Annotated in this window: 13 protein-coding genes; 5 read left to right on the forward strand and 8 right to left on the reverse strand. The window is 60.0% G+C overall.

What is annotated here, in order from left to right; genetic code table 11:
• The first annotated feature begins 2 nt into the window (after positions 1 to 2).
• Together ctaD and ACFX4T_RS08315 are read left to right on the forward strand one after the other, a co-directional pair.
• Complete coding sequence (gene ctaD, locus ACFX4T_RS08310) at positions 3 to 1,724, forward strand: cytochrome c oxidase subunit I (protein WP_216925611.1); 1,722 nt, start codon at positions 3 to 5, stop codon at positions 1,722 to 1,724.
• Positions 1,721 to 2,122 (forward strand): cytochrome c oxidase subunit 4, encoded by a 402-nt coding sequence (locus ACFX4T_RS08315; protein ID WP_216925612.1) that lies wholly within the window; start codon positions 1,721 to 1,723, stop codon positions 2,120 to 2,122. The genes ctaD and ACFX4T_RS08315 overlap by 4 nt, the downstream gene beginning before the upstream one ends.
• Before the next feature lie 121 nt (positions 2,123 to 2,243).
• On the opposite strand, the gene ACFX4T_RS08320 is transcribed toward ACFX4T_RS08315, so the two are convergent.
• Positions 2,244 to 2,537 carry an HPr family phosphocarrier protein gene (locus ACFX4T_RS08320; protein WP_377651430.1) on the reverse strand — a complete coding sequence of 98 codons (294 nt, stop codon included), beginning with the start codon at positions 2,535 to 2,537 and terminating at the stop codon, positions 2,244 to 2,246.
• Positions 2,538 to 2,701: 164 nt separating this feature from the next.
• On the opposite strand from ACFX4T_RS08320, the gene ACFX4T_RS08325 reads away from it, so the two are divergent.
• Entirely contained in the window at positions 2,702 to 3,490 is a 789-nt protein-coding gene (locus tag ACFX4T_RS08325) for a GntR family transcriptional regulator (RefSeq protein WP_216925614.1), read from the forward strand.
• A gap of 98 nt (positions 3,491 to 3,588) precedes the next feature.
• Here ACFX4T_RS08325 and ACFX4T_RS08330 read toward each other — a convergent pair whose 3' ends face one another.
• The 4 genes from ACFX4T_RS08330 to ACFX4T_RS08345 form a co-directional block, all read right to left on the reverse strand.
• Positions 3,589 to 5,262 carry a cytochrome bc complex cytochrome b subunit gene (locus tag ACFX4T_RS08330; RefSeq protein WP_216925615.1) on the reverse strand — a complete coding sequence of 558 codons (1,674 nt, stop codon included), beginning with the start codon at positions 5,260 to 5,262 and terminating at the stop codon, positions 3,589 to 3,591.
• A complete protein-coding gene (locus tag ACFX4T_RS08335; RefSeq protein WP_216925616.1) occupies positions 5,240 to 6,310 on the reverse strand; it encodes a ubiquinol-cytochrome c reductase iron-sulfur subunit in 1,071 nt (356 codons plus the stop codon). The genes ACFX4T_RS08330 and ACFX4T_RS08335 overlap by 23 nt, the downstream gene beginning before the upstream one ends.
• A gap of 99 nt (positions 6,311 to 6,409) precedes the next feature.
• A complete protein-coding gene (locus tag ACFX4T_RS08340; protein ID WP_216925617.1) occupies positions 6,410 to 7,198 on the reverse strand; it encodes a c-type cytochrome in 789 nt (262 codons plus the stop codon).
• A gap of 87 nt (positions 7,199 to 7,285) precedes the next feature.
• Positions 7,286 to 7,924, reverse strand: a complete 639-nt coding sequence (locus ACFX4T_RS08345) for a heme-copper oxidase subunit III (protein WP_308169379.1) — start codon at positions 7,922 to 7,924, stop codon at positions 7,286 to 7,288.
• Between the two features lie 148 nt (positions 7,925 to 8,072).
• Between ACFX4T_RS08345 and trpD the strand changes: the two genes are divergently transcribed.
• Positions 8,073 to 9,140, forward strand: a complete 1,068-nt coding sequence (gene trpD / locus ACFX4T_RS08350) for an anthranilate phosphoribosyltransferase (RefSeq protein WP_377651431.1) — start codon at positions 8,073 to 8,075, stop codon at positions 9,138 to 9,140.
• Between the two features lie 66 nt (positions 9,141 to 9,206).
• Here trpD and ACFX4T_RS08355 read toward each other — a convergent pair whose 3' ends face one another.
• Entirely contained in the window at positions 9,207 to 9,485 is a 279-nt protein-coding gene (locus tag ACFX4T_RS08355; RefSeq protein WP_216925620.1) for an Lrp/AsnC family transcriptional regulator, read from the reverse strand.
• 63 nt (positions 9,486 to 9,548) lie between these two features.
• On the reverse strand, positions 9,549 to 9,938 hold the full coding sequence (locus tag ACFX4T_RS08360) for a DUF3054 domain-containing protein (protein WP_216925621.1): 390 nt from the start codon (positions 9,936 to 9,938) through the stop codon (positions 9,549 to 9,551).
• A gap of 148 nt (positions 9,939 to 10,086) precedes the next feature.
• Between ACFX4T_RS08360 and ACFX4T_RS08365 the strand changes: the two genes are divergently transcribed.
• Positions 10,087 to 10,464 carry a VOC family protein gene (locus tag ACFX4T_RS08365; RefSeq protein WP_216925659.1) on the forward strand — a complete coding sequence of 126 codons (378 nt, stop codon included), beginning with the start codon at positions 10,087 to 10,089 and terminating at the stop codon, positions 10,462 to 10,464.
• Positions 10,465 to 10,514: 50 nt separating this feature from the next.
• On the opposite strand, the gene ligD is transcribed toward ACFX4T_RS08365, so the two are convergent.
• A complete protein-coding gene (ligD, locus tag ACFX4T_RS08370) occupies positions 10,515 to 11,753 on the reverse strand; it encodes a non-homologous end-joining DNA ligase (RefSeq protein WP_377651432.1) in 1,239 nt (412 codons plus the stop codon).
• Positions 11,754 to 11,794 lie beyond the last annotated feature (41 nt).

Consider the following 11,794-nt stretch of genomic DNA (forward strand, 5'->3'; position numbering starts at 1 on the left):
ACGTGGCTACTTACACTCAATCCGCCGGGACCCTAGAGGCTCCCGTAGTTCCTAAATCCAAGGGGCGCATAGTCGTCAACTGGATCACCTCCACGGACCACAAGACCATCGGGTACATGTACCTCATCGCGTCTTTTGTGTTCTTCTGCCTCGGTGGCGTCATGGCGCTGTTGATCCGTGCTGAGCTGTTCGAACCCGGTATGCAGATCCTGCAGACCAAGGAACAGTACAACCAGATGTTCACGATGCACGGCACCGTGATGCTGCTGATGTTCGCGACACCGCTCTTCGCAGGCTTCACGAATGTCATCATGCCGCTGCAGATTGGCGCCCCCGACGTCGCCTTCCCGCGATTGAACGCGCTTGCCTTCTGGTTCTTCCTCTTCGGCTCCACCATTGCTGTGTCCGGCTTCATCACGCCGCAGGGTGCTGCATCGTTTGGCTGGTTCGCGTATGCGCCACTGTCGAACACCACCTTTACGCCCGGCGTCGGTGGTGACCTGTGGGTATTCGGCCTCGCACTGTCGGGCTTCGGCACCATCCTTGGTGCCGTCAACTTCATCACCACGATCATTTGCATGCGAGCCCCCGGCATGACCATGTGGCGTATGCCGATCTTCACCTGGAATGCCCTGGTGACGTCCATCCTCGTCCTGATGGCCTTCCCGCCGCTGGCCGCAGCCCTGTTCGCCCTCGGCGCGGACCGTAAATTCGGTGCCCACATCTTCGACCCCGAAAACGGCGGCGCCGTTCTCTGGCAGCACCTCTTCTGGTTCTTCGGCCACCCTGAGGTGTACATCATCGCCCTGCCGTTCTTCGGCATCGTGTCGGAGATCTTCCCGGTGTTCAGCCGCAAGCCGATCTTTGGTTACAAGGGCCTTGTCTACGCAACCATCGCAATCGCCGCGCTGTCCGTCACCGTGTGGGCACACCACATGTACGTGACCGGGTCTGTGTTGCTTCCGTTCTTCGCTTTCATGACCATGCTGATCGCGGTGCCCACCGGCGTGAAGTTCTTCAACTGGATCGGTACTCTCTGGCAGGGCTCCATTACCTTTGAGACTCCGATGCTGTGGAGCATTGGCTTCCTGGTGACCTTCCTCTTCGGTGGCCTCACCGGTATTATCCTGGCGTCGCCGCCGCTGGACTTCCATGTCTCGGACTCGTACTTCGTCGTTGCCCACTTCCACTACGTCGTCTTCGGCACGGTTGTGTTCGCCATGTTCGCGGGCTTCTACTTCTGGTGGCCGAAGTGGACCGGCAAGATGCTGAACGAGCGCCTGGGCAAGATTCACTTCTGGCTTCTCTTCCTTGGCTTCCACGGCACCTTCCTTATCCAGCACTGGTTGGGTGTTGAGGGCATGCCCCGCCGTTACGCCGACTACATGCCGCAGGACAACTTCACCTGGATGAACCAGTTCTCCACGATCTCGTCCTTCGTCCTGGGTGCCTCGCTGCTGCCGTTCTTCTGGAACGTCTACATCACTTGGCGCAGCAACAAGAAGGTCGAAGTTGATGACCCTTGGGGCTTCGGAGCGTCGCTGGAATGGGCAACTTCCTGCCCGCCGCCGCGCCACAACTTCACCTCCCTGCCCCGTATCCGTTCTGAGCGCCCGGCACTGGACCTGCACCACCCGGAGTTGGCCCAGGTTCACACCGCCCAGTCCCCGGACCCGGCAGCAGTGCTGCTCGGTAACGCTGACCAGAAGGACGTTCGCAAGTGAAAATCGAATCGTGGCTCTTTGGAGCAGGAGCATTCTTCTTCGTCCCCGTCGCCATCGCCTACGGCCTCCTGACGGAATGGCATGAGTGGGTCGGCGTTCTAGGCATTCTCCTCGTTGGCGGTCTCGTAGGCATGATCGGTGCTTACCTGGGCTTCACTGGCAAGCGGATCGGCATGCGTCCAGAAGACCGTCCCGATGCTGAAATTCACGAGGGCGCGGGCGAACAGGGGCACTTCAGCCCTTGGAGCTGGTGGCCGCTGGTTCTTGGCATTGCATGCGCAAGCGGCTTCCTGGGCCTCGCGGTGGGTTTCTGGATCACGTTCATCGCGGGTGGCATTGCCGTTGTGGCACTGGTCGGCTGGGTCTTCGAATACAGCCGCGGCGACCACGCCCACTAACTAACAGCAGAACAGCATAACGACGACGGGCCCCACCAAAAGGTGGGGCCCGTCGTCGTTATGCTGCCTCTTCACATGGTTAGCTGGACGTTAGGTAGTCTCCAGCGCCGTCACTAGCCTCTCACCGGCTCTCAGTGCCCTCCAGAACGGCAGATAGGCCTACAAGGGCGCTATTAGCGGCCGAGACACTTTGATTGCCCTGCAGGGCGTCCACGGCCACCTCAAGAAGTACCTCGCAGCCATGGCCAAAGTCTTCTGTCATTACTTCCAAGAGGGAGCGCGCGTCCACCGGCGGCCCGTCAGGCTTCCGGATGGTAACTGGCAACCCAGTGTCAGTTACGGCACGGACAAACACAGCTGCCGCTCGCGCATGCAACCCTATTTCTGCTGCGACGAAGGATTTCTGCTCCGGCAAGCCAGCTCCTTTGCTAAGACGGAATCTCCGTCCGTGAAATTTGATCCATACAAGCGTAGCCGCCGCTTGGCCTGCACTCCATATCGCACAGTACGGCTGGTCTAGACCTGTGCCCTGGCTGATCTACCCTTAAGGCATGACTCATTTGATGTTGGGCGTTCGTCATGCCTGAAGCCGCGAGTATCGCCGGTGAAATTGACCGGACCAGCAGCACTCCCATTTACATCCAGCTCCGGGAGATATTGAGGAGTTTCATAACCCAGTCATGTCCGCCTGGTTCGTCGCTGCCGTCTGAGCGGGACCTCTCGCTACGGTTCGGCCTAGCTCGGATGACCGTACGGCAAGCCATTGATGCCTTGGTGGGCGAGGAAGTCATTGAACGGGTGGTGGGACTCGGTACGTTCGTCAAGAAGCCCAAGCTGGATCTCCAGGTGAAGTTGACCTCGTACAGCGAGGAGATGCAACGACGCGGGATGGTACCGGCTGCCAAGGTGTTGAGCTTTGAACAGATTGCTGCCAGTGCTTTTCTGGCCCGGGAGCTTCAGCTTGAAGAGGGCACGCCGCTGGTCCGATTCCGGCGGTTGCTGTTGGCCGACAACGAACCCATGAGCGTTGACGAGAACTTCATTCCGGCACACCGCGTTCCGGGGCTATTGGATGAGGCGCCGCCCACATCGCTCTACAACGTCCTCAGCGAACGCTTCGGGCTGATCATGGAATGGGGAGAGGACATGATCGAGGCAACGGCAGCATCCCCTTCCACGGCGAGGCTGTTGAACGTGGACGTGGGCTCGCCGCTGCTAAAGATCCAGCGTCATGCCTTCGTGGCACGGTCAATGGTGGACTACTCCGTCTCGTACTATCGGGCAGACCGCTACAAGCTCTGGGTTCCGCTGCAGCGACCAGGGGTCCGTCCCACACGCAACTATTCCTCCGGTTACCGAACTCAATAGTGTCGGCAGCGGCCGCAACGCCCCATCAGTGATGGCAAATGCAACAGGGAAGGGCACGATCCGTATGGATCGTGCCCTTCCCTGGTTTCAAGCTGTAACTAGTGGCTGAGGCTCTTCTGGTCCGCGCCAGCCTCGATGGCCTCGTGGTGGCCATGCGCGTGGGCTGCTTCGAGTTCCGCAGGAGTTGCCGGAGCAACACGGTCTTCGAAGAACCACTTGGAGAGCGCTGCACGTCGCTTTTCCTTGCGGGTTACGACGCCGTGCTCGTTCGGCGTCGCCGGCAACGGAACCGGAGATTCGAATCCAACGAGCTTGTAGCGCTTGTACTCGTCCAAGGGAGCGTGTACTTCGATGAACTCACCATGGGGGAGCCGTACGATGCGGCCGGTCTCACGCCCGTGGAGGGCGATTTCGCGGTCCTTACGCTGCAGCGCCAGCGCGATTCGCTTGGTCACGATGAAAGCGAGGATCGGGCCGATGAAGAACAGCGTGCGCAACCAGTAGGTGACATCGTTCAGGGATACGTGGAAGTGCGTTGCGATGAGGTCCGAGCCTGCCGCTGCCCACATGACGCAGTACCAAGTGAAGCCTGCAACACCGATCGCTGTACGGGTGGGTGCGTTGCGGGGACGGTCAAGGACGTGGTGTTCACGGTTGTCCTTGGTTACCCAGCGTTCGATCCACGGGTACATGAACAGCACGGTGAAGATGATGCCCGCGGGCACGAGTGCCGGCAGCAGCACGTTCAGCGTCAGCGTGTGTCCGAAGATGATGTACTCAAAGTGGAAGTTGTTGACGACGCCAGGCATGAGGCGAAGTGCACCGTCAACAAAGCCGATGTACCAGTCAGGCTGGGTGCCGGCGGAAACCGGGGAGGGGTCGTAGGGACCATAGTTCCAGATCGGGTTGATCGTAAATGCGGCTGCCATAAGTGCCAGGACGCCAAACACGATGAAGAAGAACCCGCCAGCCTTGGCGGCGTAAACCGGACCAAGGGGGTAGCCGACGACGTTGCCATCGTTGCGGCCTGGGCCGGGGTACTGCGTGTGCTTGTGCACGACAACCATGAACAGGTGAATCACGATCATGAGCAGGATCAGGGCCGGAACCAGAAGGATATGAAGCACATAGAGACGACCAATGATCGCTGTGCCCGGGAATTCCCCGCCGAAGAGGAAGAACGAGATGTAGGTACCAATGACCGGAATGGACTTGATAACGCCATCGATGATGCGCAGACCGTTTCCGGAAAGGAGGTCATCGGGGAGGGAGTAGCCAGTGAAGCCGGCAGCCATGGCCAGAATCAGGAGGACGCCGCCCACTACCCAGTTCATTTCACGCGGCTTGCGGAACGCGCCGGTGAAGAAGACGCGCAGCATGTGGACACCAAGGGAGGCAACGAACAGCAGAGCCGCCCAGTGGTGCACCTGGCGCATGAAGAGGCCACCGCGCACATCGAAGGAGATGTTCAGCGATGAGTTGTAGGCTACGGACATTTCGACGTTGTACAACGGTGTGTAGGAACCCTGGTAGTGGGTTTCAGCCATCGAGGGGTCGAAGAAGAAAGTCAGGAATGTGCCCGACATCAGGAGGATGACGAAGGAGTACAGCGCCACCTCACCGAACATGAACGACCAGTGGTCTGGGAAGACCTTGCGGCCGAACTCGCGCAGGATGCCGGAGCCACCTACACGCTCGTCCACGAAATCAGTGAAACGGCCAACTTTGGTCTTCGCTACGAAGGGGGCTTCAGCTGTTGATGAGGCGCTCATGCTCGTCACGCTCCCAGTAACTCGGTCCTACAGGTTCTTTGAAGTCGCTGGTAGCGACGAGGTAGCCTTCTGCGTCAACTGCGATGGGCAGCTGGGGGAGCGGACGGCTGGCCGGTCCGAAGATGACCTTGCATTCCTGCGTGAGGTCGAACGTGGACTGGTGGCACGGGCATAGCAGGTGGTGTGTCTGCTGCTCGTAAAGAGCAACCGGGCAACCAACATGGGTGCAGATCTTGGAGTAAGCAACAATGCCGTTGTAGCTCCAGTTCTCGCGGCCCTCGGAGGGGTTCAACGAGTTCGGATCCAGGCGCATCAGCAGAACGACGGCCTTGGCTTTTGCGTTCAGCTTGCCCTCGTGAAGTTCGTTGAGGCCCTCGGGAATGACGTGGAAGGCCGAACCGATGGTGACATCCGAAGCCTTGATGGGAGTGCCATCGGGGTCGCGGGTCAGTCGCTTGAGCTTGCCGCCCTCAGGAGCCCACATGGTGTGTGCAAGCTTGTCGTCAGGACGCGGTCCCAGGTCGCCAAAAATAGCGAGAGCAGGGAGCGGAGCAAGGGCAACGGCACCAAGAAGGGTGTTGCGGATCAGCGGGCGACGCTTAATGCCGGTTTCCTCGACGATGTCGTCGACGATGCGCACGGCAGCCTGGCGATCTTCCTCATGACGGATAGCGTGGCGCTCTTCCGACACTTCGTGATCGGGCATCAGGGCCTTGGCCCAGTGCACGATGCCGGTGCCGATGCCAAGCATTGCGAACGCCGTACCCAGGCCCAGGAGCAGGTTCTGTGTACGGATGTTTGCAATCGTCGAATCGTCGCCCAAATCGATGGCGAAGTACGCCACCAGGAAGATCAGCGTGCCGATGACAGAGGTGCCAAACAAAATGGCTACCTGACGCTCGGCTCGCTTTGCGGCTACCGGGTCCGTGTCAGCCAGGCGCAAACGATGCGGAGGAAGCCCAGGATCCTGGAACTTCTCCACTTCATTCTGACCAGCCGTAGCTACGGTGCCCGAGTGGTTCGGACTGCCGTCACTATGGTTGCCCATAATTCGCCTCATCCTTCTCTCGTTGTCTCGGCTTGAGCCGAGTTAATTTTCAGTTCGAAACTGCTGAGCATGCAGCAGAAGTTTGTTGTCTCGTCCGGACTACGACGTGCGTGACGTCAGCCAGATAGTGAAGGCGATGATGACGCCCAAGCCGGCAATCCAGACGAAGAGACCTTCAGACACCGGACCAAGCGAGCCGAGATCGGCACCGCCCGGTGAGCCGTTGGCTTCGATGGTCTTGAGGAAGGTGATGATGTCGCGCTTACCTTCGGGTGAGACGTTGGAATCGTTGAACACAGGCATGTTCTGCGGGCCCGTGGCCATGGCTTCGTAGATGTGCTTGCCTGTGACGTCTGCCAGTGCGGGAGCGAACTTGCCGCGGGTCAGGGCGCCGCCGGCTGCGGCAGCGTTGTGGCACATGGCGCAGTTGACGCGGAAGAGCTCGCCACCTTTGGCTGCATCTCCCTTTTCGTCAAGGAGGTGTTCTTCCGGAATCGCAGGGCCCGCACCGAGCGATGCAACGTAAGCGGCCAGCTGGCTGGTCTGCTCCTCGTTGAACTGGACGGGCTTCTTCTGCGCCTGGGGGCCATTCATCTGCATGGGCATACGGCCGGTGCCAACCTGGAAATCAACCGCTGCGGCGCCCACGCCGACCAGCGAGGGGCCGTCCTTGGTTCCGCTTGCACCCATGCCGTGGCAGGTGGCGCAGTTGGCAGCAAACAATTTGCCGCCTTGCTCTACGTCACTTGCGCTGTAGCTGGTGGTGTCGGCCTTGGCCTGGTTGACAGATGTGGCAACGGCGTACAGCCCACCAGTGAGGAGGAGGCCCATCAGCAGCAGCGCAATGGCTGCCAGTGGGTGACGTCGCTTCTGCGAGAGTGCCTTCACGTGGTGGTTCCTTTATTCGATCCTGCGTCGGCTCCGCGAGCCGCTTCTTGAAATTCTGCCTCTTGTAGAAAAAGAGTCAAAGCCGGGCTACTTCAGGACGTAGATGACCAGGAAGAGGCCAATCCAGACGACGTCGACGAAGTGCCAGTAGTACGAGGTGACGATTGCGGATGTCGCTTCAAAGTGCCCAAACTTCTTGGCTGCAAATGCACGGCCAATGATGAACAGGAACGCGATCAAACCGCCGATGACGTGAAGGCCATGGAAGCCGGTAGTCATGTAGAAGGCGGAACCGTAGGCATTGGACGACAGGGAAACGTGCTCCGAGACGAGCATGGCGTATTCCGTGGTCTGTCCGGCCACGAAGAAGGCACCCATGATGAAGGTGAGAACGAACCATTCGCTCATGCCCCAGCGGGTGAACTGCAGGGGTCCGCCGGTGCGGCGCGGTTCAAGGCGCTCAGCGGCGAAAACACCCATCTGGCAAGTGAAGGAACTGGCCACGAGGACGATGGTGTTGACGAGCGCAAACGGGAAGTTGAGCTTCGTCGTCTCCTCGGCCCACATCAATCCTGATGTAGAGCGCAGAGTGAAGTACATGGCAAAGAGACCGGCGAAGAACATCAACTCACTGGACAGCCAAACAACGGTTCCAACAGAAACCAGATTGGGGCGGTTCAGCGTCGGGTGCGCCGGGGTACTGGGGGCATGGGTCGCAGATGTCACAAGGACATTATGTCTGTAAAAGTCCAGAGTTCCCAATGCAAACCACCGAATCGGGAGACTTTTTCTACAAAGACGCGAAATCGCGCGGAAAAGTTCCCGGTCGGGTTCACATTGGTCATCGGTGCAGCCCGGTCGATAGCATCAAGGGGTGACTTCTCCGGCATCGGCACCTGCAGCCAGCAATAACTGGCCAGGGCTCATCTCAGCACTGATCAACGGCGACGACCTTGCAGTGGGCAATACAGAGTGGGCCATGAACACGATCATGGCTGGCGAAGCGACTCCAGCGCAGATTGCGGGTTTCCTGGTTGCCCTGCGTGCCAAGGGCGAAACGGTGGAAGAGCTGACCGGCCTTGTGGAGGCCATGCTCCAGAATGCCAACCCCATAGAGATCTCCGGTGAAAAGCTGGACATCGTGGGGACCGGCGGGGACAGGCTGAACACCGTCAACATCTCCACTATGGCAGCTCTTGTTGCGGCCGGTGCGGGCGCGAAAGTCGTCAAGCACGGAAACCGTGCGGCCTCGTCTACGTCCGGTTCAGCTGATGTGTTGGAAGCCCTGGGCGTCCGCCTGGACCTTTCGATCGACCAGGTTGCCCGGAATGCGGAGGAAGCGGGAATCACCTTCTGCTTTGCGCAGGTTTTCCATCCCTCGTTCCGTCATACTGCAGTACCCCGGCGGGAGTTGGCGGTGCCTACGGCCTTTAATTTTCTCGGCCCCATGACGAATCCCGCTCATGTTCAGGCTTCGGCAGTTGGCGTCGCCAACGCCCGGATGGCTCCTCTGGTTGCGGGCGTCCTTGCCCGTCGCGGAAGTCGCGGCCTCGTGTTCCGCGGTGACGATGGGCTGGACGAATTGACGCCCACAGGGCCGTCGACTGTCTGGGAGATAAGGAACGGAACTGTCACTGAACAGGTGTTCTCACCCGCTGAGCTCGGTATCGCACCGTCCACTGTTGCGGATCTGCGGGGTGGGGACGCCGCGGCAAATGCAGCGGTTGTCCGTGAGGTGCTTGATGGCAAGACAGGTCCTGTGCGTGATGCTGTCCTCTTGAATGCTGCCGCTGGCTTGGTGTCCGTTGATCTGAACGCCGAGGGTGGCCTGTTGGAGCGCATGCGAGCTGCCTTCGCACTGGCAGCGGAGTCCGTGGATTCAGGTAAAGCCGCCGGTGTCCTGACCAAGTGGATCGCCCTTAGCCAGGGTTCCAAAGGCTAGCCAAGGCATCAGTCACAGCGCACCTGTGCTGCCGCTTCGAATTGTGATCTTCGGGGTGCCTGAGCCCTATTCGAATCCCAAAGCAAAGGCGGCGTCGAGATCGTGCTGCGAGTAGGCACGGAACGCTATGTGCGTAGTGGTGTGGATCACTGAATCGACCTTCGACAGGCGATCAGCGATGACGTCCGCGAGATCTTCATGCTTTGACACTCTGGCTACAGCGATCAGGTCCCATTCTCCAGTGACGGAATAGACTTCACTGATGCCCTGGATGGCCGAAATCTGCTCAGCGGTTTCCGGAATGCGCGAAGCATCGGTCTTGATCAGGACGAAAGCGGTGATCACGTGGGGCCCTTCCGGAAAAGCTTCATTGCGGACGCACTTCAGCCTAGTACATGAGAGACCCTTTCAGACCTTGGACTGGCGCTTTCGTGACGTGCGCAGAATTAGCGCGAGAATGACGCGGAAGCCGAGCAGGAAAACACCCAGGCTGATAAGCGCCACGATGACAAAGGGCAACACTACCGTCTGTCCAGTCACCGCCCGGAGCAGCATGCCGATCACTACGGCACCGATCCAGACGCTAATGCCCGAAGGCCAGACGGCATAGGGCGCACGCCAAACCCTCGCGGCCAGCCAGGCAACGCAGGCACCGGCGAGGAAGGGCCAGGCGGTAACAAAGGCCCCTGTGATGATGTCTCCCCGGGCATGGGCGTCACGGCCGATCGCAGCGAAGAGGAGAATCAACACGAGGTCGGCGGCGGCAGCAGGAATCCAGGATCTAAGCGATGACGGCATGTTCTGACAGTATCCGGGCGGAAGTGCTGGCGCGAAGTTGACGAACCGCAAGTTCTCTCTCTTGCACCTGGTTTCTGCTGCGGCCACGATGACTGGCAGCAACACACGATGAGTGTCAAAGGACGCACCCCAATTACTGGAGGAAATCATGCGATTCGTTCAAGTAGCCCAGCATGCCGAAGACCTGAAGCGGGCGGCGGCCTTCTACGCTGCACTCCTGGGCACCGAGCCGAAGGCCTTGTACGACCCTCCCGGTCTCCTTTTCTTTGACGTGGGTGGCGTGCGGCTTCTGCTTGAGAAAGGAGCACCGTCCTCTCTGCTGTATTTCGAGGTCGGAGACCTGCACGGCACAGTGGCGGCATTGAAGAGTAAAGGTGTCAAGATCATTTCCGAACCACACATAATCTTCACCCATGAGGATGACCTCCTCGGGCCGGCAAATTCAGAAGAATGGATGGCCTTCATTGAGGACAGCGAGGCCAATACCGTAGGCCTGGTCAGCCGGATAAGGACGGCAGGCGACTGATTCTTGCTTATTCAGCAGTCCCATCGGGCTGGTGCGTACAGTGCATCCGGTTACGGACGGCCGGGCCATTCCTTGCCGGCCCAGGGGTCGTAGTCGGCGATGAGTCCCTCCTGAGCCGGGCGCTTTGCTTCGGGGATGTGCTGCAGGTTCACCCGGACCCTGTACCAGAGCGAACTCGATCCGCGCATCCCATCGACGAGCACATCCGCTGGGTGCAGGTCCGGAAGAAGGTCCGCATGCCGGGCTTTCCATTCATCGAGGGCGGCCAGCGCTTCGGGCTTGGTCTTCGTGCGGGCCACCTCAATGAGTGGCATCGTTGAGACCCGGCGACCTGATCCGTCGCCGGCCCGCGGTGCCTTCTCGGCGGGACCAAGTTCCTTGGCCAAGTCCAGCAGGCCTTCAAGGGACCCCACGGCGTCATCGATTCCAGCGTGGGGATCGCCCAGCTGCGCGAAGCGTTCGGGCACCGAGCGGACAGTGAATTGTTCGGGCCTCGTGGAAGTGACCTCGGCCCATGTCAGGGGAGTGGAAACCCGGGCATCGGGCCGGGGCCGTACAGAGTAAGCCGAGGCAACAGTCCGGTCCTTCGCATTCTGGTTGAAGTCAACGAAGACGCTCTCGCCGCGTTCCTCCTTCCACCACCGCGCCGTGGCGAGCCCGGGTGCGCGGTTCTCGACCTCCCGGGCAAGGGTTTCCGCAGCGAGCCGTAGCTCGCTGTAAGACCGCTCCGGGGCGATTCGCACCAATATGTGGAGTCCCCGGGACCCGCTCGTCTTGGGCCAGCCCACCAGCCCGACGTCGTCAAGCACTTCGCGCGCCACATAGGCGACGTCTACGATTTGCGACCAATCAACCCCTGGCATGGGATCGAGGTCGATCCGGAGTTCGTCGGGATGATCGAGGTCCTCGGCACGTACGGGGTGGGGGTTGAGGTCCAGGCAGCCAAGATTCACCACCCACGCCAAACCGGCAGCGTCCCGGATGACGGTTTCTTCTGCCGACGTCCCCGATGAGTAGTGCAGCGTTGCAGTATCAATGAACTCCGGATGGTTTTCGGGGACGCGTTTCTGAAAGAACGGCTCAGCGTCGATGCCCTTGGAAAAGCGCTTGAGCACCATGGGGCGGCCGCCTGCGCCCCTCAGGGCACCTTCCGCAATTGAAAGGTAGTAGCGGACCAAATCCAGCTTCGTTAGTCCAGGTTCGGGGAAAACCACCTTGTCCGGATTCGAGACGCGAACTTCGGCGTCGCCTATGTCCAGAATCTCTGCCGGGGTCTTCGACGGGCTCATGCCGCCACGCTAGCAACGATCGGCGGTCCCAGCCAGACCAC

It is taken from the genome of Paenarthrobacter sp. YIM B13468, assembly GCF_042788025.1.
Lineage (GTDB): Bacteria > Actinomycetota > Actinomycetes > Actinomycetales > Micrococcaceae > Arthrobacter > Arthrobacter aromaticivorans.

Bases quoted from the DNA above. Each gene is read 5' to 3' on its own strand.
- ACFX4T_RS08365 (WP_216925659.1), top strand. From the start codon at position 10,087: ATGCGATTCGTTCAAGTAGCCCAGCATGCCGAAGACCTGAAGCGGGCG.
- ACFX4T_RS08335 (WP_216925616.1), bottom strand. From the start codon at position 6,310: ATGGGCAACCATAGTGACGGCAGTCCGAACCACTCGGGCACCGTAGCT.
- ACFX4T_RS08360 (WP_216925621.1), bottom strand. From the start codon at position 9,938: ATGCCGTCATCGCTTAGATCCTGGATTCCTGCTGCCGCCGCCGACCTC.
- ACFX4T_RS08330 (WP_216925615.1), bottom strand. From the start codon at position 5,262: ATGAGCGCCTCATCAACAGCTGAAGCCCCCTTCGTAGCGAAGACCAAA.
- ACFX4T_RS08325 (WP_216925614.1), top strand. From the start codon at position 2,702: ATGCCTGAAGCCGCGAGTATCGCCGGTGAAATTGACCGGACCAGCAGC.
- ligD (WP_377651432.1), bottom strand. From the start codon at position 11,753: ATGAGCCCGTCGAAGACCCCGGCAGAGATTCTGGACATAGGCGACGCC.